We start from the raw sequence: 17220 nt of genomic DNA, 5'->3' as shown, positions 1-17220 counted from the left end.
CAATAACCTATTCACAAAGCTATTCAAAACCATGATTAATCGATCCGAAACACTACGACAATTGCTGAGAAAAGGCCCGGTATCGGTAAGGCAACTGACTGATATTATGGGCATTAGTCAGCCTACCGTTTCACGATCGATTAAAGCGCTTGGCGATGAGGTTGTTCGCATTGGCTCCGGTCCATCTATTCACTATGTGCTGCGGGATACACATCGAGGATTCAGCTCGGCTCCTGTCTACCGCATCACGGAAGAGGGTCAGGTTAAATCGCTGGGTAAACTCATTCCGGTTTATCCAGACGGTTTTGTAATGGCGCAAACGGACAATGTGTGCCTCCATAGTGATGGGTTGCCGTGGTGGTTGTTTGACATGCGGCCTCAGGGATACCTTGGCCGCGCGTACGCCTCGCGATTTTCATCCGAGCTGGGCCTGCCGCCGAATCCAGAGAACTGGAGTGATACTGACGTTATCAGGGCTTTGCTCGCTCATGGACACGATGCGGTGGGGAACCTGTTAATCGGAGAACAGGCGAGGAATCATTTTGTAGAGATGCCGTCACCTGTTGCGGTGGACCGCGCAACCGCATACCCGTCGCTGGCGCAGGCCGTGAGCGCGGGCGAAATACCGGGCTCCTCTGCTGGGGGTGAACAGCCGAAGTTCTGTACTTATACAGAACGTGGCCACGTCATTGTGAAATTCACGGCACCGGACGATAACCCTGTAAGCGAACGCTGGCGAGACCTTTTGTTGGCAGAACATCTTGCGTTAAGCGTGCTTGGCGTCGAAACCGAGGTGTTTGATTTTGGCGGACAGCGCTTCCTTGAGATCCCGCGGTTCGACCGTACGGGACCCCTTGGTCGTAAGGGACTCTTTTCTTTACGTGCGCTCGAGGCGGAGTTTGTCGGCAGGGCAAGAGAATCCTGGCCTGTACTGGTGAATGAGCTGGCAAAGCAGGGCTGTGTTCACCAGGATGCGGTCGCCAGCACGTCAAGGCTTTGGGCGTTTGGTATGCTGATCGGTAATACCGACATGCACCACGGTAATCTGTCGTTTATCAGTTCCCATGGACGGCCTTACGATCTTGCTCCTGCCTATGACATGCTGCCCATGGGATTTGCCCCGAAATCAGGAGGCGCACTGGTGAATACGCTGCGTCCGGCTACGCTTATTGACGCGATCGCGGGAGAAACCTGGCATGAAGCACTGGCACTGGCCGAGCGCTTTTATACGCTGGCCAGTAGTTGCGGCCGCTTTTCTGCCAATTTTGCACCATGTCTTGCCGCATTGCGCAACCATCTGGACGAGGCGAGGTCAAGGATATCGCGTCTGGGATAATGGGGCGGGATGTTTACGAGGGGCAGGCTGCGTGGCATATGTGCATCGCGAGCCTGTCTGATCAGCTTGCGCCAGGCGCGATTATGCAGAGTAAATAGCAGCATCTTATAAAAGGCTGTGGAGAGTATCCGTACGGCGCGCATGCTGCCTTTGCCAATCATGAACATCGTCACGCCGTTGATGCCAGCGAAAAGCAGGGCGACCAGCACAACCCACACGAATACGCGTTCAGTTGGCTGGCTGAGTGCGGCGAGTACGCCATAGCCCAACCACAGCTGCGGAATGGCGAAACTGACAATCACCCCGAGCGTACTGATCGCTGCAGGAATACCCATGGTATGTAGTCCCACAGGCTTACCCATCTGTTCGGACAATTGCGTCTTAAACTGCTGCAGCTGTGTCGGGGAGGCATTGCACATGCTGTTGGCCAGCGCGTTACAGTGTTTCAGGCGAAGGGATAAAATTTTAATCATTTGATTATACGGCTTTTAAAAGAGTGAAGGCCCTGATTGATTTTATGATATCCGCTACGGGGCGATAAAGACGACATTGCATCGTCCCGCATGGAAGCGCTATTTCACAAACCCAGCGGCCTGGCCTCCTGTATGAAATCAATCAGAAGGCGAAGCCCGGTCGGCAGTTGCCGGCGGCTTGAATAATAGATATAAAAACCTTCCTCCAGCGGGGACCATTCCGTAAGCACCAGGCGGAGCCGTCCATCCTTCACATAGGGTGCAACAAGAGGCTTCGGAAAATACATCAGACCAGCTCCGCCTAAGACGGCCACAAGGCCCGTTTCAGCCTGATTGACCGTCACAGAGCCTGGCACAGTGATTTTGTACGTTTCGCCGTCTCGCTCAAGTTCCCAGCGATAAATCCGATCGTCGCCGAGACGATTGCTTATACAGCGATGGTGTAATAAATCATCAGGATGTTCAGGCGTTCCGTAACGTTCAAGGTAGTCGGGGGATGCTGCGATAACCCAGCGAATATCGGCAGATAAACGCCGGGCAACCATGTCTTCCGGGACGGTGCCACCATAGCGGATACCGGCATCGAAGCCCGCATCAGTGACGTCAACCATACGGTTGCTGGCCACAATATCGATTTCAATATCGGGATAGCGATCCATAAACGCGGGCATAACCGGCGCAAGCAAAAGATTGGCCGCTTCAACGGCAGCATTGATGCGGATACGTCCGCCAGGGGTATTACGATACTTGTTAAGCGATTCAAGTGCGCCTTCTATCTTGTCGAAAGGCTGAAGGACAGACTGAACCAGTTCTTCACCTGCTGCCGTAGGGGTGACGCTCTTGGTCGTGCGATTAAGCAGGCGAACCCCGAGCCGGGTTTCCAGTCCCTTCAGGGCATGACTAAGCGCTGATGCACTGACACCTAATTCAATGGCAGCACGGCTGAAACTGCGATGACGTGCAATAGCCATGAAATAAATGAGATCGGCGACATCAGCTCTGCTTATTTGCATACAGAATCGTTTTCCTTGTGCGTTAAGGCCCGAATGTATTGATACGGAAATGATATACACCATAGACCGATTAGCGCTAATCCGTTGCTGAATTTATTTCACAAGTCCATCCTCTCATCGCCTCTCACTGAACACGTTGTGCTTCGTTATTCTTGAAAATTATGCGCTCTGGCCGTCGGTCAGGGCGGAACATTCACCTAACGGAGCCGTGTATGAACTATACGCATCTTGGCCGCACCGGCCTGAAAGTCAGCCGCCTTTGTCTCGGAACCATGAATTTTGGTGACGTCACCGACGAGAAAACCAGCGCCCGCATTCTGGATGAAGCGCTTGAGGCGGGTATAAATTTCATTGATACAGCAGACGTGTATGGCACTGAGCAATCACCCGATATCCAGCAAGGTTCGGGGCTGTCCGAGGAAATTATTGGTCGCTGGCTCCAGCAGGGTGGCCGCCGTGACCGTATTGTTTTGGCGACGAAAGTCTATCAGCCTATGGGGCCAGGTCCGAACGATCGCCGTCTTTCTGCTTATCATATTCGTAAGGCCTGCGAGGACAGTTTGCGACGGCTTAAGACGGACCATATTGACGTCTATCTGATGCATCACATCGATCGCTATACGCCATGGGAAGAGGTCTGGCAGGCCATGGAACTCCTTGTTCAGCAGGGAAAAGTGCTTTATATCGGTAGCAGCAATTTCGCGGGCTGGGACATTGCGACTGCGCAGTCAGTTGCCACGGCTCGTCATTCTCTGGGCCTGGTTGCTGAGCAAAGTCTCTACAATCTGACTGCCCGGACTGTTGAGCTGGAGGTCATTCCCGCATGCCGTCATTTTGGCCTGGGACTGATTCCCTGGAGTCCACTTGCCGGAGGGTTGCTTGGCGGCGTACTGAAAAAGATGGAAAGCGGGCGCCGTGCAAGGCCCGCGTTTTCCCGTCTAATCGAACAGTATCGTCCACAGCTGGAAGCCTACGAAGGATTATTATTGCGGTTGCATCGTGATAAATCGGGTCCAGCCGTTACGCTCTGCAGTATGCTGCATTTTTGCAAAGCGCCAGGCTTCCATAGATGATGCGCCGATGTAACGTACTTTTCCTGATTTAACGAGGTCATGCAGAGCCTCCATGGTCTCTTCAACAGGCGTAGAGTGGTCAAAGCGGTGAATCTGAAAGAGATCCACATAATCCATACCTAAGCGCATCAGGCTATCGTCAATAGACTGAAAAATGGCCTTGCGGGAAAGAAACCCGGTATTGGGTGAGTTGCGCCACGGAAAGAAGGTCTTTGTCGCCACAACGATCTCATCGCGTCTGGCCATTTCTCTCAGCGCTTTTCCAGTGATCTCTTCAGAACTTCCGCCCGAGTAGATATTCGCGGTATCAAAAAAATTAATGCCTGCTTCAAGCGCCTGACGAATGAGCGGTCGTGACGCTTTTTCATCCAGGGACCAGGGTTGAGGCAAACGTTCGGGGTCACCATAGCTCATACAACCGAGACAAAGGCGGGAGACTTGCAAACCGCTACGACCCAGATTCACATACTTCATTCTGTGTTCCTTCTTTTATTGCCAGCAATTCTGTATGTGACAGGGTATTGCACTGACATGAAGGGAACCAGCATGCGCCATCGAATGGTGTTATGAGTTTTTTTCACAAATCGTCGTTATCGACAGTTAAAGACGAGAAGCGAGAGGGTGGTCAGAATTAATAACAGATTGATGTATCGGCTCGTGATTAGCTATCAGATGTCATTTAACATAATATACATTATACGCACTTAAATAAGGAGAGGCAAAATCTGCATTTCTGCGGTCATGATTGACCTGGTCCATTGAATCATGTGAAGCCACCTTTTCAGGCATGATTTGTGTCGAGGCCCCGCACGACCCAACGTCTACGTTTACACATGGTTGAAAGACGTTTGATATACTTCAGCCTTTGCCCACTGCTGCCGTAAACTTATGGAAATTGAATTAGATAAAAGCTTTAGAGAAAGGATTTTCCACGCGGTCATTTTTGAAGTCACGGCCAACATTATCATCGCGCTGTCGCTTGCCTGGCTGATGAACGTGTCGGTACTCCAGTCTGGCTCGCTGTCCGTGATATCCGCGCTTACCGCCACGGCCTGGAATTTTGTGTTTAACAAATTCTTTGACGCTCTTCAGAAAAAATACCAGTTTGAAAGAACGTTCCTCGTCCGCGCGCTCCATGCGGCCTGTTTCGAAGCCGGACTTATCATCACGTTAATTCCTGTGGCCATGGTGATGCTGCATTTAACGATGACGGAGGCATTTTTTGTTGAGATTGGTTTGGTACTGTTTTTCCTGCCGTACACGATGCTGTTTAACTGGGTTTACGATTACCTGCGCTGGACATTTGTTGGACGGAAACGGTCTGCTATGTAACGAGATATCTGTCACATAGACGCACCTGTGCTCATATTCGACTCCTGTCACCTTCTATACTCTTCATTTCTCTATCGCTTTCAAGGAGTCGATAATGTTTGATCATGTGAAATTTGGCGTCAGCGATTATGAAAAAAGTAAAACCTTCTTCCTCGAGGCGCTTCGTCCGCTTGGTGTTGAACTCGTCGATGAAGGCGCGCCGGATTATGGTGTTGAGATGAGCTCTGGCGACGTTTCGCTTTGCCTTTTCCAGACAAATGACAAACCGGCGCCTCTGCATCTGGCGTTTGTGGCCAAGACCCGTCAGCAGGTAGATGATTTTTACCATGCCGCGCTGGGCGCTGGCGGACGTGATAACGGTGAGCCGGGGCTACGTTCCTATGGTGAAAATTACTATGCCGCTTTTGTCATCTCGCCTGATGGTCATAACATTGAAGCCGTATGCCATGCGCCGGAAAGTCGGTAGCCCAAATATTTCGCTTGAGAACATTTTAGAAGCTAAATCCTGACAGCCAGTCGCTGGCTGTCAGAGGCTGTCACGATCTGAGGCCAGCGCGACGGATACCCCCTTTTCCGATACCGCGCGGATCCACTCCTTATCTGTACCGTCTTCAACGATGATGGTATTCACTGAAGATACATCGCCAATCACAAACGACGACGCGGTGTTGATCTTTTCCGGAGACGCCAGAACGACCGTTTCCGCGGCTCTGCCGGAAAATGCACGTTTGATGCATGCCTCTTCGAAATCGCCGGTTGTCAGCCCCGCATCCGGATGAATACCGGTCACGCCCATAAAGAACAGATCTGCATGAATATTCTCTATGCCTTCGATGGCCGCCGCGCCGACCGCAACAATCGAGTGTTTATACAACCGTCCGCCGATCAAAATCACCTCAATGGCAGGATGATCAACAAGCCCCAGAGCAATACTCGGGCTGTGCGTCACCACGGTGATGCGCAAGTCAGGCGGGAAAAAGGTAATCAGCTCCGAGGTTGTCGTGCCACCGTCGATAATCACTACCTGGCCTGATGAAATCAGCTGTGCCCCTTTCCGGGCCACCCTTTTTTTTGCATCCATCTTCACGGATTGCCGTTCGGCAAACGGAGCAATTGCGGAAGATGACGGTAGTGCGCCGCCGTGAACACGCTGCAAACGCCCTTCTGCCGCCAGCTCGCGGAGATCGCGCCGGATAGTGTCTTCAGAGACGTCGAAAAGAATGCTCAGCGCTTTTGACTGGACCTGACCTTCGGCACCCAGCTTTTCAAGGATCAATTGTTTTCGCTGACGAGTGAGCATCCTGTTTTCCTGATGTTGCATGTTTCACCTTGAAAGTGCATGATGTTGCTGTTTATGAGTATTACTCTACGTAAGGAGGAACAATCGTGCAATCAAAACGTGCAGATGTGCGCATCATTAACAGTGAAACCCTGTCAGATAACTGGTACATCCTAAAAAAATACACCTTTGACCTGCAGCGCCGTGATGGCGAATGGCAGCGGCAACAGCGGGAAGTCTATGACCGTGGTAACGGCGCGACGATTCTTCTCTACAACCGTGAGAAAAAGACGGTCATCCTGACGCGCCAGTTCCGCTTCCCTGTTTTTATCAACGGCCATGAGGACGATTTAATTGAAGCGGCGGCGGGATTGCTGGACAACATGGATCCTGAAAGCCGCATCAAAGCAGAAGCGGAAGAAGAGACCGGATTCCACGTTACGCGCGTAGAGAAAATCTTTGAAGCCTATATGAGCCCGGGCTCTGTCACGGAAAAACTCTATTTTTATCTTGCCGAGTATCAGCCGAAAGACAGAACCGGCGCCGGCGGCGGGATCAAGGCTGAGGGAGAAGATATCGACGTGCTGGAAATGACGCTTGAAGAGGCATTACGCCGCATTGAAACCGGCAAGATTGTCGACGGTAAAACCATCATGCTGATTTATCATATTGCCCTGAAAGGCATTCTGTAACCCACTGGTTTAAATCCTGATTTCAATTTGTATGAACCTGGGGGAAAAGCGTAAAACCTCCTAAATTTTGCAGCCTACTATATCTAGTGAACGATTTCGAAATTCGATAAAAACATCAACAATTCCCTAAGTCATCTGCATTTACCATTCAAAAATCCCAAACGTTCACGAGGCTGCCAGTTGAGGCAGCCTGTCTTATCTGTTGACTGGATTAAAATGCGACTCGCTACAGATAACGAAGCATATTATACTTGCTCCTCCACTCGTACAGGAGGCAGCAACTCACGTGAAGGATACATATTACAACGACTTAACGATCAATACGCAAATTCAGAGTGAGCTGGACGCGTTTTTTGAGGACTTCAAAGGGATCGTCTTCGCCTACGCCATTATGAACAAGAAAGATCCCTCACAGATGAGGATAATCAATAACAGTCCAGAGTGGTTTACTATCTACCTTGAAAAAAAATATCAGTTCATTGACCCTGTTATCATTCGGGCTTTGCGCTGTGTGGAAGATTTTTTCTGGGAAAGTGATGTTGTCCTGTCAGATGGTTATAACCTGACGCGTATTTTCGACGAAAGTGTCCAGTATGATATTTATCAGGGACAGACGTTTCCTCTGCATGACTATTTGAATAATCTTGTTGTCTTATCCGTCATCAGTCCTAAGCATTCTGGGATTGACATTGAAAAATATCGGCCGCATTTTCTACGCTTCCTTGTTCAGTTACACCAAAAGACACTCAATCTGTATAGTCAGCATCAGCAGAAAAAGAATGTTTTCCTGTCGCCACGTGAGCGCCAAATCCTTAAATGGGTCAGCGCCGGAAAAACGTACGCAGAAATTTCTGTTATATTGTCTATTGCTGAGCGCACCGTTAAATTCCATATGGGCAACATCATGAAAAAGCTCGGCGTGAATAATGCAAGGCACGCAATAAAACTTGGAACGGAACTCCGGTTACTGGAGGACTGAGCCTCAGCCACTGGTTATAAATGGCGTAAGTGCTCGAGCATTTCGCGAAGCCAGTGACTGGATTTGTCTTTGCTAATAATGTCTTCAATAATGCTGGTGCTGGCGGGCATATAAATATAGTAAATAATCTCGCCTTTTTCAGAAACACCACGCTGTATAACTTCAACTTTCCAGTTCGCATGGCGAAATATGGCGTACATTCCACGACTGGCTACAGCATACATTCCATGATATTTGTTCTTCATGCAATAAATATTCATTGCAAGAAACAATGCCTTACTGGCGGGCACGCCATGCAGACTTGCGGAATCTCGTATTTCTTTATCTAAAAATAAACGGCTCACTTCACAACAAAGAACATCTGCGGGAAAAATAATGGGGTTGTCGAAATAATTATGAAAAATTTCGCTTATCATTGTGGGCTGCGTTGCGTTAATAAATCGTGCGCCGCATAACAGTTGTCCATCATACATACCCAGTAAATATGTCGTGTTATGGGAATCAAATTGATCCTTCTCCATATCTTCGACGCATTCCACTTTCCAGTCGAGTCGGTCCCGAAACGTTTTTCTCCGGAGTCGGTAAAGTTCGCGCGCTAATGCTGGGGGTAAATCATCGTAGTCGTGTAAAAAAAATTCAATGACAGAATTCATGCTCTTGTTCCTGATAATAACACCTGAAACTATTATCACCTGTCTTTTAGGACAGCTTTCATTGTGCCGCATATTCCCTATACTTAAAAAGTACCTGACCACGAAGTTCTCGCAAAACTAAGCGGCCAGGAGGTCAAAGACCTACGAAACACCAGGGATATACCCATCGATGATTATCTAATATTTAAAGTTTCGGGTACAGAGCATAAGAAGCACTTTGCCGATAAAATATTAAAAAACAATAATCATAAAATAATTACAATAAATGTATTGCCCCTTAATCCTTTAAGGGGTAATATTTCCGTTTTATTATTTTTTTGCACCTCTCTTCATTTTCAGACTCTGCTGGCTTCATCTGGCCAAACACCCTCGCCAATACCGCTTTGCAGGCATCTGCCTGTGCTATTCTTGCAGAAACATGCAAAACGGAGAATTGATAATGGCCGACTGGAACCCTTCTCTTTACCTGCAATTTGGCGCAGAAAGAACGCGTCCGGCCGCAGAACTGCTCGCCAGAGTTCCTCTGGATGAGGCCGCTACCATCGCGGATTTGGGCTGCGGACCGGGAAACAGCACCGCGCTGTTGAAGCATCGCTGGCCTTCTGCTCACATCACCGGGGTCGATAACTCCCCTGCCATGCTTGAGGAAGCACGCGCCGCCTTACCCGATTGCCATTTTGTTGAGGCCGATATTCGTCAGTACACGCCCGGCCAGCCGCTGAGCCTGATTTATGCCAACGCGTCGCTGCAATGGATTCCGGACCATTACGATCTCCTGCCGCATCTAGTCTCCCTGCTTAAGCTAAATGGCGTGCTGGCGATCCAGATGCCTGATAACTGGCTGGAACCCACCCATGTGGCGATGCGTGAAGTGGCGCTGGAGCAAGACTACCCAGATCGTGGCCGCGAACCGCTGCCGGGCGTACACGCTTATTACGATATTCTGTCTGAAGCTGGCTGTGACGTGGATATCTGGCGGACAACCTATTATCACAAAATGAGCTCTCATCAGGCGATTATTGACTGGGTAAGCGCCACCGGCCTTCGCCCCTGGCTTCAGGAACTGAACGAGAGCGAGCAGAAACGGTTCCTGAAACGCTACCATGAACTGCTGGAAGAGCAGTATCCGCTCCAGGAAAACGGGCAGATACTGCTGGCTTTTCCAAGGTTGTTTATCGTGGCTCAACGCCAGCCCTGATCCGATTATGAGCGGGCTTCTTTGAGCAACTGCTGGATAACCTTTTCCTGTTGCTCATAGTCACCTTCGCCAAAGGCGGTATAGCGCAGCTGCCCTTTGGCATCAAAATAGTAATGTGCTGGCCAGTACTGATTGCCGAACGCATTCCAGATTTGATAGTTGTTATCCGTCACCACCCGATACGGCAGTTGCCATTTCTTCACCGCATTTTTAACCGACGACAGCGGTTTCTCCCAGGGATATTCCGGGGTGTGAACACCAATCACCACCAGACCCTGCGGCTGGTACTTTGTGGCCCACTCCCGCACATGGGGGAGCGTATGCTGGCAATTAATGCAGTCCCACGTCCAGAAATCAATCAGTACAACCTTTCCCCGTAACGATTCAGACGTGACAGGGTCACCGTTTATCCACCCTGTTCCACCGCTTAGCGAAGGCAGCTGGCTGCTGGGCTCTGTCATGACTACCGGCTGGAGCTTCACCGGCGCGGTGGCAGGTTTCGCCAGATTCAAGAGCACCGTCTCAAGACGGTCCGCGACGCCGTTTGCCCCTTTCAGTAGCGAAGTCATCCCCGTCGCGTTCAGGATGACTGCGGCTAACATCGCCACCCCCGTCCCCTGACGCAGCTTCGCCATTAGCGCCGATTTTGCTCTCAGTGGTGCCATCAGCGAGCGTCCGCCGAACACGAGTAGACCCAGCATCAGCGCGCATCCGCTGCCATAGGCGGCAAGCAGTGCGCCTGTGGCGATGGCCGAATGCCCCGCAATATTAATGCTGAAAATCGCGCCCAGAATAGGCCCGGCGCAGGGAGACCAGAGCAGCCCAACCGCTAGCCCGGCCAGAAAAGCCGATGCCATTCCGCGCGTTTGCCCGCTGCGGCTGTTGAGAACATTTCCCGCGCTGACGGCCGGTCCCGCAATACGCTGGGCGAAAGACGGGAAAATCAAGGCCAGCGCGGCGGTGGCCAGAATGACGAGCGCGATCCAGCGCCCGACAATGGTTGCCTCTGTTATCCACTCGCTGGCGACGGTGACGACCATTGCCACCAGGGTGAACATCACGATCATCCCCGCAAGCAGGGCCAGAATATGCCGACGCTGCCCCTGGAAACCGGCGAACATGAGTGGAATAACCGGGAGCGTACATGGGCTGAGCAGGCTTATCATCCCGCCCAGAAAAGCGATTACCAGAAACATAGTGACCTCACATGACATGTCCTGCGACACTGCAGTGAGGCTATTTCATCGTGCGGATGTGTTCAGGGTATGTGTAAACGCGTGGGTTTTGTCTGGCTCTGTATCGCCCAGGCCGGGAGATACAAAGCCGTACAATTCTACGAACGACGCGGTAGCGTAATGGCGACATCCAGTCCGCCCCCGGCGCGGTTCGCCAGCCTGAGTTTTCCTTCCAGCTGTGCGGTCAGCTGCGCGGCAATCGCCAGGCCGAGTCCTGTTCCGCCGGTATCGCGGTTACGCGAGGTTTCAACCCGATAAAACGGCTGCAGAACCGCCTCCAGCTCGGCTTCGGGTATTCCCGGTCCGTCGTCCATAATGTGAATAATGACCTCGCTGTCCGACGAAACGTCTATCGCAATCGCAGCACGCTCGCCGAATTTGAGGGCGTTATCCAGCAGGTTGGTCATCACCCGGCGAAGCGCCTGCGGCCGCGTGACGATGGGCAAGCGGGTTTCGCTTGCCTGAAAGTGCACGTTTTTACCGATGTCCTGATAATCGCAGGCGATGCTGTTGATCCAGGCGTTCAGCTCCAGCTTCAGTGACGTCTCCTCCAGTGATTCCGATGACCGGGCATACGCAATGCCCTCCCGCACCAGACGAGACATATTATCAAGGTCGTTCAGGAGCTTGTCGCGAAGTTCAGGCTCTCCGGCCATTTCGACGCGCAGCTTCATGCGGGTAATGGGCGTCTGGAGATCGTGAGAAATCGAGGCCAGGATCTGCGCGCGTTCCCGGAGATAAGACTGAATGCGCGCCTGCATGGCGTTGAAGGCATGCGCTGCCCGCTGCACCTCAAGCGGCCCTTTTTCCGTCATAGGCGTGCTGGCCGCCGGATCCAGCGCATCCACCGCGCGGGTAAAGTGTGAAAAAGGCCGTACCACCTGCCGCACGGCGATCCAGGCGCAGACGGCCAGCACGAGCAGCTGCAGGATGAGGACGACCGGGAGCCAGCTGGCGACGGGCGGCATGCGTGGGATCAGGTCAATGGTCAGCGGTGCGCCATCACGTAACGTAAGGTGGGCCTGAATATGTGAAATGGCGCCAGGAACGGCGGTAAAGCTAAGCGGGTAATGCGCGGCCAGCGTCGCTTTTAAGGTTCTGATGGCGTCCTGCGAACGCTTATCCGTCGGCGCTGCGCCGGGTTCCCCTGTGCCCAGGATATAACGATAGTTTCCTCGTTCAAGCCGCGGCAGCCAGGCGGCGCGTTCGCTGGCCGGTAAGCGGTCTAAAATGGCGACGCTGGTTGCGACATCGTTTTCCAGATTACCGAGCATCACCGTGCGGGCGCTGTGCATGCGTTCAACCATGACCAGCGTCAGGCTCAGGGCGTTAGCCAGCAGCAGGCCGGCCAGCACGACGAGCAGCAAACGGGCCAGCAGCGAGCGCGGCCAGATCGTCATTCGTTAACCTCTTTGATGGTCACCGGCATCGTAAAGACGTAGCCTTCGCTGCGCACGGTTTTGATATAGGCGGGCGTGCGGGCATCTTCATTGAGACGCTGGCGAACCCGGCTAACCAGCAGGTCGATTGAGCGTTCAAACAGCTCGGCGTCTCGCCCCTGCGTCAGGTTGAGCAATTGGTCTCGGGTCAGCACGCGCTGCGGATGGTCAAGGAAAACGCGCAGCAGACGATACTCCGCTCCGCTGAGCGCGACGATCACCCCTTCCGGGTCGATTAAGTGGCGAGCGATGGTATCGAGCTGCCATTCACCGAACATCACCAGCCGCCCTGCTTCCGTTACCTGTAAATTGGGCGGCATCGCGCGAAAACGCCGTAAAATCGCTTTAATGCGTGCCAGTAGCTCACGTGCGACAAACGGCTTCACGACGTAATCATCCGCCCCCATCTCCAGCCCCAGGATCCTGTCCGTCTCCTCGTTACGCGCGGTCAGCATCAGAATGGGCAAATCTTTATACTTCCCGACGCGCAGCTCTCGACACAGCGTAAGGCCGTCGTCACCGGGCATCATGATATCCAGCACTACCAGGTCGATATGCTGTTTATCCAGCACGGCACGCATCTCTTTGCCGTTCGCCGCGCCGGAGGCGCGATAACCGGACTTAACGAGATAGTCGACAATCAGTTCACGAATATCCCTGTCGTCATCGACGACAAGGATGTGGTCAATATGTTCCACCGAACTCTCCAGACCGAAGGGTAACGTACTGAAAATAGCACATTTCACAGCTTATCCGCGTCGATAACCGCCTTAACGAAATCCTGCGGATCTTCCTGAGGCGGATTGTGCCCCACGGTTGCGCCGAAGGTGCGGTGCTCATATTTGCCGGTAAATTTAGCTGCATATGCCTGCGGTGCCGGATGCGGCGCGCCGTTGTTACCGCCTTCGATGGTGATCGTTGGTACGGTGATATTCGGCAGCGTGGCCAGTTTTTGCTCGTAGCGGTCGTATTTGCGCTCGCCTTTTTCCAGCCCTAAACGCCAACGATAGTTACTGAGCGTCACCGCGACGTGGTCCGGGTTATCGAGGGATTTGGCGCTGGCGTTAAAGACCGCGTCGCTGAATTTCCAGTCAGGCGAGGCCTGCGACCAGATTAAGCGCGCAAAGTCATGCGTGTTTTTGGCATAGCCTTCCGCACCGCGCTCTGTCGCAAAATAGAATTGATACCACCACTGCTGCTCTGCTTTTGGCGGCAGCGGCTGTTTGCCAATCTGCTGGCTGCTGATGAGATACCCGCTCACCGACACCAGTGATTTTACGCGCTCTGGCCACAGCGCCGCGACGATATCCGCCGTCCGGGCGCCCCAGTCATAGCCTGCAAATACCGCCTGCCTGATATTAAGGGCATCCATCAGATTAACGATATCTTTCGCCATCGCCGAGGGCTGGCCGTTGCGCGGTGTGTTTGCTGACAGGAAGCGCGTGGTACCGTAGCCGCGCAGAGACGGCACAATGACCCGGTAGCCTTTTGCCGCCAGAGCGGGTGCGACCTCGGCGTAGCTGTGAATATCGTAGGGCCAGCCGTGCAATAAAATAACCGGCTGACCGTCCTTCGGACCAATGTCGACATAACCGACGTTCAGATCGCCAGCGTTAATTTGCTGGGGATGATCAAAGGCGGTCGCGAAATTCGTGCCGGTGGCTTCCGCCTGACAGGACATCACGGTGCCAAGCGAAACGGTCAGTGCGAGGGTTGAGTAAGCAAGTTTGCTGAACATGTTGGTATCTCCGGTTGAGTACAATTCACGGGGATATCACAACACCTCAATGTATAGCGGATATGTGCGAAAGCGGGTTTATTGCAAGCCTGTGTATGTATCCGGGACGCTGATACAGTGTGATACAAACACAGGCCTTGAAGTCTTAGAGGGAGAGACGGTAGCGGACGTAGTCGTCAGCTTCACCATATTTGTCATAAAGTTTACGCGCCGGATTGTTCTCCCGGGTGACCCAGTACAGTTTCGACCACCCTTCGCGCTTGCCTTCCTCAATCAGAGCGTCAATGAGCGCCTTACCGGCCCCCGCCCCGCGTTCGGCAGCATCAACAAACAGATCTTCCAGGTAGCAGATGGGTGCGGTTGACCAGGTGCCTTCGTGCAGAACACACATTGCGAAACCGATGATCTTTTCGTCCTTCTCCACGACCCGGCAGAACATCGATGAATGCGCTGAGAGCGCCCTTTCCCACGTCGCTGCGGTGACGGATTCCTCAAGGTAGCAATCATAAAAATGGGTATAGCCGTCCCACAGCGGTCGCCATTCGGAATAATCGTCTTTGTATAGCGGTCGTACCGTAACAGCCATGTTTTCCTCACATTACAGAGTAATCGCCATTTCAAAACAGCGTAAATCAGCCCCGGCCATACGCGAGTGATGATAGTTTTCGCGCAGCGTCACAAACCCCAGCTTCTGATAAAACGACTGGGCGTTAGGCGTTGCATCAAGCGTCAGGCGGGTTATCCCCCGGCTACGGGCCTCATGTTTGAGGGCCTCGATAATCCGGGTCGCCATGCCTTTGCCGGAGGCTGCGGGCAAGGTGAAAATCGCCTCCAGGCAATGGGTATCCAGATCGAGGTAGCCGGTTGCCGCAACATCGCCCTTTTCATCTTCAACCACGTAAAAAGGGTATTCAATGACCATTTGCCGATAGCGTTCGGGCATCAGATCGGGCGTCCAGCGCGCAATGACCTCAGCGTCGTAACTGGTTTTACAGCCGTGACGAATCGCCTGATTGCGTATATTCCAGAGTGTTTCGGCTTCCTGTGGCGTGGCTTTTCGTAATGTCATAACCTCCCCCTTTAACGGCTTTTTAGCCGCATTTCCCGTGCCAATCTGGCAAGACGCTGAGTACGACAATAGAGCGTAAACAGAACAAAGCCGCTGCCGTTCATTACCACCCGACAAAGTAACAGCGCGAAAGATGCAATGACGTGTGGCCAGAGGCTTCCATCATGAGAAAGCATGACATGTAGAACCTGAACGAGGGTCGTTATCAGCAGGATGATGAACAACGCCATAAAGCCCGACAATCCCGACGTCTTTCCACGAGCCAGTAGTACGCTTGTCACAATGAGCGCGCCTGTCATCGTCAATGATGGTAAGAAAAAGCTCAATGCATGATGTAAAGGTGACAAACCCTGCAACGTGCTGAGAAAAGGCAAAAGGTTTAGCGCAAACGCCACTAAAAACAGAGGTAACAGCATAGCTACCGGGTAAGGATTTTGACGCGGAAGCTCGCTGAGGGGGCGCGAAAAATACCGTTCCAGCTCGGGAGTGGAATTATCCAGAAGGCGGGCATCACGACGAGCAATAGCCTCCTCTATATCTTTACCATGTTGCAGGAGATCCTGGAAAACACGTCCGGTTAACAAACTCAAAAACTTCATCAGAATACCGCCAGTGACTGAATGGTACCGATAATGTATTTACCGGTCCGTGGTAAGTTACTGGGCGCTGCAATAACGCCGCTCACCGCACTTCCTGCTAATGCTGCGGCACTTGTTACCACTTGCCCAAGTTGTCGAGTGAGTTCTACCTGAACCGGCCCGGTTGGAAAGCGTTTCGGATAAAGACCCGCGCGGATAAGAGCCTTGATTTCTTTGTTGCTTATACCGGGGTTTTGCGCGCGAATTATCAATTCGGTCAAACGAGCACGATCCTGACGAGGATAGCTTTTTAACCATTCAGTGGCTTTCAAGGAAGATATGGATTTCATTGCACGCCAGGTGGTAACGGCTTCTTTTAATGCCCCACCTGCACTTGCTAACGAAATTACATCCAGTGATGTGGAGGTGGCGACGTACCATTCTTGCGTATCGAGCCATGCAACATTTCCGCCACCGTTTTCAACCAGATCATAAATTCGATAAAGACCGTTAACACATTGTAATCCGGTAGCGAGAGTACCAGCGTAGCCGATAGCCACTAAAACACCACTGCCTCCTGCGGTAAGAGGTGTTGCTGCCGTGCCTGCAAGCATTACACCTCCAGTAATGATCATCGCGCCACAGGATAGTACAGTCGACGCAAGCTCAGTACCCATGGATGTCGATGTCACAGCGTCAGTCAATGATTTACCTACGCTGGATGTGGATGGCTGCGAGTTCGCTTTCGTTACAATTACGTGGGTCACAATACCACTTTGGCCATTAGGATGACGCTGACCAGAGCGAACCAGGTAGCGTTGAGTACCATCAGAATAAATGATACCGGCCTGAGCAAATTCGCGATTACAGTCCATGGCGGAACCCAGTGCTTTGAAATCGAAATCTGCAGCCCCTAAACCTGCCATTCGCGCATAATCATAACCGGGGAGATTGGTCTCAGGATTCATTCCAGGCAAAACCATACATTATTCCTTATGTGGGTAGGTAAGTTAGCCCAACTAATCTGATGGTAGTCGAACGCTCAGCAGAGCAAAATTTTGGTAGTAAATACGTTACAACGCAACTAAACAGAACGAAAATACCAGAACGCAAACAAAAGCATAACGCCTAAA

At 52.1% G+C, this 17220-nt stretch carries 18 protein-coding genes and 2 pseudogenes; 7 read left to right on the top strand and 13 right to left on the bottom strand.

Translation table 11 applies throughout. The annotated features are described in order from the left end of the window. Positions 1-31: 31 nt before the first annotated feature. Positions 32-1336, top strand: coding sequence for a type II toxin-antitoxin system HipA family toxin YjjJ (gene yjjJ / locus ACEPLT_RS11145; protein ID WP_232927779.1), 1305 nt, complete (start codon positions 32-34; stop codon positions 1334-1336). Here the strand turns inward: yjjJ and ACEPLT_RS11140 are convergent. Beyond that, positions 1225-1809 carry a hypothetical protein gene (locus tag ACEPLT_RS11140; protein ID WP_232927782.1) on the bottom strand — a complete coding sequence of 195 codons (585 nt, stop codon included), beginning with the start codon at positions 1807-1809 and terminating at the stop codon, positions 1225-1227. The two genes, yjjJ and ACEPLT_RS11140, sit on opposite strands and share 112 nt — an antisense overlap. 104 nt (positions 1810-1913) lie before the next feature. Then, complete coding sequence (locus ACEPLT_RS11135; protein WP_232927785.1) at positions 1914-2822, bottom strand: LysR family transcriptional regulator; 909 nt, start codon at positions 2820-2822, stop codon at positions 1914-1916. A 212-nt stretch (positions 2823-3034) separates the two neighbouring features. Between ACEPLT_RS11135 and ACEPLT_RS11130 the strand changes: the two are divergent. Further along, positions 3035-3844: pseudogene (locus ACEPLT_RS11130) on the top strand (aldo/keto reductase); the annotation flags it as partial. Here ACEPLT_RS11130 and ACEPLT_RS11125 read toward each other — a convergent pair. Beyond that, positions 3809-4369, bottom strand: a pseudogene (locus ACEPLT_RS11125) (aldo/keto reductase); the annotation flags it as partial. The pseudogenes ACEPLT_RS11130 and ACEPLT_RS11125 sit on opposite strands and share 36 nt — an antisense overlap. Before the next feature lie 414 nt (positions 4370-4783). On the opposite strand from ACEPLT_RS11125, the gene ACEPLT_RS11120 reads away from it, so the two are divergent. After that, positions 4784-5227, top strand: a complete 444-nt coding sequence (locus ACEPLT_RS11120; protein ID WP_008503221.1) for a PACE efflux transporter — start codon at positions 4784-4786, stop codon at positions 5225-5227. Between the two features lie 94 nt (positions 5228-5321). After that, positions 5322-5693, top strand: coding sequence for a VOC family protein (locus ACEPLT_RS11115; RefSeq protein WP_023344151.1), 372 nt, complete (start codon positions 5322-5324; stop codon positions 5691-5693). Between the two features lie 60 nt (positions 5694-5753). Here ACEPLT_RS11115 and ACEPLT_RS11110 read toward each other — a convergent pair whose 3' ends face one another. Further along, the gene (locus ACEPLT_RS11110) at positions 5754-6527 is read right to left on the bottom strand and encodes a DeoR/GlpR family DNA-binding transcription regulator (protein ID WP_046092203.1); all 774 of its coding nucleotides are present in this window, start codon (positions 6525-6527) and stop codon (positions 5754-5756) included. An 86-nt stretch (positions 6528-6613) separates the two neighbouring features. Here ACEPLT_RS11110 and ACEPLT_RS11105 point away from each other — a divergent pair, with 86 nt between their 5' ends. After that, positions 6614-7198: an NUDIX domain-containing protein gene (locus ACEPLT_RS11105; RefSeq protein WP_232927788.1), complete on the top strand. Its 585-nt coding sequence runs from the start codon at positions 6614-6616 to the stop codon at positions 7196-7198. A gap of 286 nt (positions 7199-7484) precedes the next feature. Further along, the gene (locus ACEPLT_RS11100) at positions 7485-8177 is read left to right on the top strand and encodes a helix-turn-helix transcriptional regulator (protein WP_008503218.1); all 693 of its coding nucleotides are present in this window, start codon (positions 7485-7487) and stop codon (positions 8175-8177) included. Between the two features lie 14 nt (positions 8178-8191). Here ACEPLT_RS11100 and ACEPLT_RS11095 read toward each other — a convergent pair whose 3' ends face one another. After that, the gene (locus ACEPLT_RS11095; RefSeq protein ID WP_232927790.1) at positions 8192-8830 is read right to left on the bottom strand and encodes an acyl-homoserine-lactone synthase; all 639 of its coding nucleotides are present in this window, start codon (positions 8828-8830) and stop codon (positions 8192-8194) included. A gap of 439 nt (positions 8831-9269) precedes the next feature. Here ACEPLT_RS11095 and tam point away from each other — a divergent pair, with 439 nt between their 5' ends. Continuing rightward, positions 9270-10028 (top strand): trans-aconitate 2-methyltransferase, encoded by a 759-nt coding sequence (gene tam, locus ACEPLT_RS11090; protein WP_047748916.1) that lies wholly within the window; start codon positions 9270-9272, stop codon positions 10026-10028. 5 nt (positions 10029-10033) lie between these two features. On the opposite strand, the gene ACEPLT_RS11085 is transcribed toward tam, so the two are convergent. From ACEPLT_RS11085 to ACEPLT_RS11050, 8 genes are all read right to left on the bottom strand, one after another. Further along, positions 10034-11224, bottom strand: a complete 1191-nt coding sequence (locus ACEPLT_RS11085) for a cytochrome c biogenesis protein/redoxin (RefSeq protein ID WP_232927792.1) — start codon at positions 11222-11224, stop codon at positions 10034-10036. A gap of 137 nt (positions 11225-11361) precedes the next feature. Next, complete coding sequence (locus tag ACEPLT_RS11080) at positions 11362-12663, bottom strand: ATP-binding protein (RefSeq protein WP_126325344.1); 1302 nt, start codon at positions 12661-12663, stop codon at positions 11362-11364. Continuing rightward, positions 12660-13400 carry a response regulator gene (locus ACEPLT_RS11075; protein WP_045415927.1) on the bottom strand — a complete coding sequence of 247 codons (741 nt, stop codon included), beginning with the start codon at positions 13398-13400 and terminating at the stop codon, positions 12660-12662. Before ACEPLT_RS11075 ends, ACEPLT_RS11080 begins: the two co-directional genes overlap by 4 nt. Positions 13401-13444: 44 nt before the next feature. Continuing rightward, positions 13445-14440, bottom strand: a complete 996-nt coding sequence (locus ACEPLT_RS11070) for an alpha/beta fold hydrolase (RefSeq protein ID WP_023344146.1) — start codon at positions 14438-14440, stop codon at positions 13445-13447. Between the two features lie 145 nt (positions 14441-14585). After that, the gene (locus ACEPLT_RS11065) at positions 14586-15026 is read right to left on the bottom strand and encodes a GNAT family N-acetyltransferase (protein ID WP_232927794.1); all 441 of its coding nucleotides are present in this window, start codon (positions 15024-15026) and stop codon (positions 14586-14588) included. Between the two features lie 12 nt (positions 15027-15038). Next, positions 15039-15509 carry a GNAT family N-acetyltransferase gene (locus ACEPLT_RS11060; RefSeq protein ID WP_032651786.1) on the bottom strand — a complete coding sequence of 157 codons (471 nt, stop codon included), beginning with the start codon at positions 15507-15509 and terminating at the stop codon, positions 15039-15041. A gap of 11 nt (positions 15510-15520) precedes the next feature. Continuing rightward, complete coding sequence (locus ACEPLT_RS11055) at positions 15521-16108, bottom strand: hypothetical protein (protein WP_032651787.1); 588 nt, start codon at positions 16106-16108, stop codon at positions 15521-15523. Next, positions 16108-17070, bottom strand: coding sequence for a hypothetical protein (locus tag ACEPLT_RS11050; RefSeq protein ID WP_032674783.1), 963 nt, complete (start codon positions 17068-17070; stop codon positions 16108-16110). Before ACEPLT_RS11050 ends, ACEPLT_RS11055 begins: the two co-directional genes overlap by 1 nt. Between the last annotated feature and the right edge of the window lie 150 nt (positions 17071-17220).

It is taken from the genome of Enterobacter sp. fkY84-1 (assembly GCF_052974705.1).
This window is presented reverse-complemented; position numbering and strand designations above follow the sequence as displayed.

What these genes read in the sequence shown, in the direction of transcription:
- yjjJ (WP_232927779.1), top strand. Translation starts at nt 32, where the DNA reads ATGATTAATCGATCCGAAACACTACGACAATTGCTGAGAAAAGGCCCG.
- ACEPLT_RS11140 (WP_232927782.1), bottom strand. Translation starts at nt 1,809, where the DNA reads ATGATTAAAATTTTATCCCTTCGCCTGAAACACTGTAACGCGCTGGCC.
- ACEPLT_RS11135 (WP_232927785.1), bottom strand. Translation starts at nt 2,822, where the DNA reads ATGCAAATAAGCAGAGCTGATGTCGCCGATCTCATTTATTTCATGGCT.
- ACEPLT_RS11120 (WP_008503221.1), top strand. Translation starts at nt 4,784, where the DNA reads ATGGAAATTGAATTAGATAAAAGCTTTAGAGAAAGGATTTTCCACGCG.
- ACEPLT_RS11115 (WP_023344151.1), top strand. Translation starts at nt 5,322, where the DNA reads ATGTTTGATCATGTGAAATTTGGCGTCAGCGATTATGAAAAAAGTAAA.
- ACEPLT_RS11110 (WP_046092203.1), bottom strand. Translation starts at nt 6,527, where the DNA reads ATGCTCACTCGTCAGCGAAAACAATTGATCCTTGAAAAGCTGGGTGCC.
- ACEPLT_RS11095 (WP_232927790.1), bottom strand. Translation starts at nt 8,830, where the DNA reads ATGAATTCTGTCATTGAATTTTTTTTACACGACTACGATGATTTACCC.
- tam (WP_047748916.1), top strand. Translation starts at nt 9,270, where the DNA reads ATGGCCGACTGGAACCCTTCTCTTTACCTGCAATTTGGCGCAGAAAGA.
- ACEPLT_RS11085 (WP_232927792.1), bottom strand. Translation starts at nt 11,224, where the DNA reads ATGTTTCTGGTAATCGCTTTTCTGGGCGGGATGATAAGCCTGCTCAGC.
- ACEPLT_RS11080 (WP_126325344.1), bottom strand. Translation starts at nt 12,663, where the DNA reads ATGACGATCTGGCCGCGCTCGCTGCTGGCCCGTTTGCTGCTCGTCGTG.
- ACEPLT_RS11070 (WP_023344146.1), bottom strand. Translation starts at nt 14,440, where the DNA reads ATGTTCAGCAAACTTGCTTACTCAACCCTCGCACTGACCGTTTCGCTT.
- ACEPLT_RS11065 (WP_232927794.1), bottom strand. Translation starts at nt 15,026, where the DNA reads ATGGCTGTTACGGTACGACCGCTATACAAAGACGATTATTCCGAATGG.
- ACEPLT_RS11060 (WP_032651786.1), bottom strand. Translation starts at nt 15,509, where the DNA reads ATGACATTACGAAAAGCCACGCCACAGGAAGCCGAAACACTCTGGAAT.
- ACEPLT_RS11055 (WP_032651787.1), bottom strand. Translation starts at nt 16,108, where the DNA reads ATGAAGTTTTTGAGTTTGTTAACCGGACGTGTTTTCCAGGATCTCCTG.
- ACEPLT_RS11050 (WP_032674783.1), bottom strand. Translation starts at nt 17,070, where the DNA reads ATGGTTTTGCCTGGAATGAATCCTGAGACCAATCTCCCCGGTTATGAT.